Below are 3,788 nucleotides of genomic sequence, written 5' to 3' on the forward strand. Positions count from 1 at the left end.
TGGGCATTCGCCATTGAGCTCGATTGGATCGTACTCGCGAAGCTTTGCACCATATGACCGAGCGATTTTTGTGCGATCACGCAGCTCAGCTTCCTGATGCGCTTGGGCAAGAAACAAGTATCCACGTGGCATCAGCGAAACGTATGAGGTAGTCTCCGCCGACTCGGACATGAACTGATAACCAAACTGCGACAGCTGAATATTGACCGGCGTTGAAAACTGCTGCCTCAATGAACTTGTAGACAGCGCCGAGGACGCACGAACGTAGGTCGGATCGCGCTCGATGACGATTACCCGACGAGCCGGATCAAGTGATGATAGAAAGACGGCTATAGAGGAGCCGATTGCTCCCCCGCCAATGATGACGACAGGCTTAGTCACAGCGACACTCCATGTTCATGCGTAGTTTGTTGTATGGCTTCCAGGGCGGGTTCTAGTCATAGAGCATGGGGCAGTTGATGAGAAGACCACGCAAATATCTTGCAACTCTTTGTCATGGGCATAACCGTTCGTGTCTATAGCAAGCTTAGTTCGCGCGTGATTTCCAGAAATTGGCTGATATCCTCCGTTGAGTTGCAGTGCAACGGTGACACACGTACTGAACCTTTGATCCCGAATGAGTCCAGCATCCGCTGAGAATAAAGGCTTGTCGTCACGCGCTCATATACGATGACTCCGCGCTTCTCGTATTCACGAACCGCCTGGGTATCTGTTAGCCCATCAAACGTAATCGCAACGATCAGATCGCGGGTAGTAAGGTCGTCGTGATCAAAGAATACTTTAAGCCCGTCAATTTTTCTCAATCCCGGCACGCCGTTGCCGCCGTTGAGCATTTGAAATAATAACGCTTGCTCGTGCTGCGCGATGCGGTCCATTCCGCATGCAAATAGCGCACGGCGTTCGGACGCTCCGGAAAACTGACTGCCGAGCCAGCATACGTAGTCGACCATCTCTGTCACAACCGCAAATTGCGACGGTGTTGGACTTCCGAGATCCCAGAAATCCTGAGCCTTGCCTGCGAGCTTGTTATGAGGGAGTCTTGCAGCCCGCGGAGAAAGCCATGAGAATCCCGAGCCTCGGCAGCCGAAGAATTTGTACGGTGCGAAGTTGATTCCGTCAACCGCTGTTTTTTGAAGATCGATGATACCGTGCGGTGCGTGCTGAACCGCGTCCACGAGAATATACAGGTCAGGCTTAATAGCTCGGGCACGGGAAACAACTTTTTCGATATCAATCTTGGCTCCGGAGATATTGGATGCGTACATCACACTCAGTAAGCAGGTGTTCTCGTCAACCAATCCGACAACATCGTCTACGTCAATACCACCGGTCATGGTGTTGCTCTTCGCAACACGTAATTCTTTTCCGGTACGTGTCGCGTACATCTCCATCGCGTCATATGACGAAGGATGCTCTAGGACGGACGTCACCATATTCTTTCCGGGAATATTTTCCGTGATGGCACGCACCATGTCGAACATCGCTCCTGACGCGGTCAGAGAAGCGTAGACCGTTCCATTTAGAGCGTTAAGAACGGTGCGCACGTCCTGCGTACCGCGCTCCTGAACGTCCTGTAAGTAAAGCGCGAGTTCGTGAATACGCTCAGGGCAGTCAGGTATGGCGTCGATAATACTGTGTCGCTCTGTCGCGGTCTTTAACCGGAAAGATCCGCCCGCGTTGTCGAAGAAAAGACGCCGTCGTCCGCGCATGTCGAAATCGACGTAATGAAATCGATCTTTTATCTGCCGCATCAAGTCGACACTAAATAACACACCCGCGTTTTTGTTAGTCATTGCCCTTCCCAATTCGAATTAGCTGCTCGCGCCGCAATCCACTGACGACGCAGCGTGAAAGGTCGTCGCTAAACCATCGGCATAGTTAGTATGCCTTCGGAGCGCGACCAGCAATGCAACAATAAGACGTCCAAATCGAGCAAAAAAGCGATTTTTACGCATGTTAGACAAGTCGTTTTTCTCATCTAACCTTATTTCCCTGAATGTGAGAAGACAGATCAAAAGCGAATAGCGGTTTTACGTGTGCGACCGATTGCAAACAGGTGTGTAAAAGCTTCGCAGAACAATTTGAAGTGGGGACACGCTCCTCATCGCCATACCTTTTAGTTCTTTCGCCACCAACTTCCTTCTTTCAACCCTGCATGACCAGTATTGGAATCCTACTAATCCAAGGGACCATTTAGCCCGTATGCGAATTAGTATTCGCACGGTTTAGCAATAGTATGGGCAGACAATCTCGAGGGGATTGTGCAACAGATTTGATCTTCGTCTCGGAAATCGGCAAATGATAAGGATCAAGCAAACTTTTGCCGGCGGTTGCTTGCGTCCTCGGCGGACCCAAGTCCACGATATTGCGCAGTTGCTTTAGCTTGACGAATCGCCCTGTCGAAACTGCGCTCGGTCGCCATATGTCGATGATCCACACTCACCAGCCAGCTTTCGCCTGAGTAGCACCACCGGACTCTCCGATCTTCAAGTAGCGCTGAGAACCAGCGCCAGATCGCAGCGTCCTCAGCGTTCGCTACTGATGCCGCTTGCTGGCGGATTCGTTGCATCTCTTGTCCGTCCATCCTCGTGTCCACCAATTCCACCGAAAGGTAAAGAGCCGCCCGGCGCCCCCGAATTAGCAATTTGCAGGGCATGAGCATGCTCAAGGTAATGAATGCTTGCTCCTCCTTCAAGGAAGTGAGGTTCACCAAGCAACCATCGATGTAACGGAATGTTAGTCGCAATTCCCGTAATGGACATCTCGGTTAGAGCGGATCGCATACGAGATATCGCATGCTCCCGGTTTGTGCCGTATGCCATTACCTTCCCGACCAATGAATCATAATAAGGCGAAACACGGTACCCCGAATAAGCGTGTGTGTCGACTCTGATACCCATGCCACCCGGCATAACCCAGTTATCGATCAAGCCAGGTGAGGGCAAAAAATCTGTAGGATTTTCTGCATTGATTCGACATTCAATGGCCGCGCCCACCACATGCACGTCACTCTGGCAGTACTCAAGCTTTTCACCCGCTGCGATTAATATCTGCTGCCGCACGATATCGATGCCTGTCACCAACTCTGTGACGGGGTGCTCCACTTGAACACGCGTATTCATTTCTATAAAGTAGAAATTTCCGCTTTCAAATAAAAATTCAAAAGTCCCGGCGCCTACATATCCCACTGTGCGACACGCCTCCACGCATCGATTCCCAACTTTCTCAATCGCCGCTCTATCGATACCGAATGCCGGTGCCTCCTCAAGTATTTTTTGATGACGTCGCTGCATGGAGCAATCGCGGTCACCTAGCCAGATCGCGTTTCCGAATTGATCCGACAACACCTGAATTTCGATGTGCCGCGGTGTCTGCAGATACTTCTCCATATAGACTTCGGGATTACCGAATGCGCGCCGGGCCTCCTCTTGGGTGGTGATCACCGCGCTTGCCAAATTTTCTTCACTCTCTACAACACGCATCCCACGTCCACCGCCGCCCCCCGCTGCCTTGATGATGATTGGATAGCCGATCTCCATTGCGGATCTAGACCAGCTCAGTGCGTCGGCGGTCAATGCTGAATCCGAGCCCGGAACGCAAGGCACCCCCGCTTTCAACATGGCATTTTTTGCAGAAATCTTGTCACCCATCATCCGAATCGTTTCCGCACGCGGGCCGACAAAGACCAATCCCGCCTCACTGACGCGCTGCGCGAACATTGCGCTTTCCGACAGAAAGCCGTACCCAGGATGGATTGCTTGTGCGCCGGATGCCTCTGCAGCGGCAAG

3 protein-coding genes are annotated in these 3,788 nt (G+C 51.8%); all 3 read right to left on the reverse strand.

Annotated elements, in window-relative coordinates; all coding sequences use genetic code 11:
* Positions 1-381 (reverse strand): FAD-dependent oxidoreductase (locus ACFFAR_RS27425; RefSeq protein ID WP_375508837.1); only part of this gene is annotated, 381 nt, incomplete at its 3' end.
* Positions 382-515: 134 nt separating this feature from the next.
* Complete coding sequence (locus tag ACFFAR_RS27430; protein ID WP_375508838.1) at positions 516-1,793, reverse strand: aminotransferase class V-fold PLP-dependent enzyme; 1,278 nt, start codon at positions 1,791-1,793, stop codon at positions 516-518.
* Between the two features lie 732 nt (positions 1,794-2,525).
* Positions 2,526-3,788: biotin carboxylase N-terminal domain-containing protein (locus ACFFAR_RS27435; RefSeq protein ID WP_375508839.1), on the reverse strand; the 1,263-nt coding region annotated here is incomplete at its 5' end.

Source organism: uncultured Caballeronia sp. (assembly GCF_964243625.1).
In the GTDB taxonomy this organism is placed as follows: domain Bacteria; phylum Pseudomonadota; class Gammaproteobacteria; order Burkholderiales; family Burkholderiaceae; genus Caballeronia.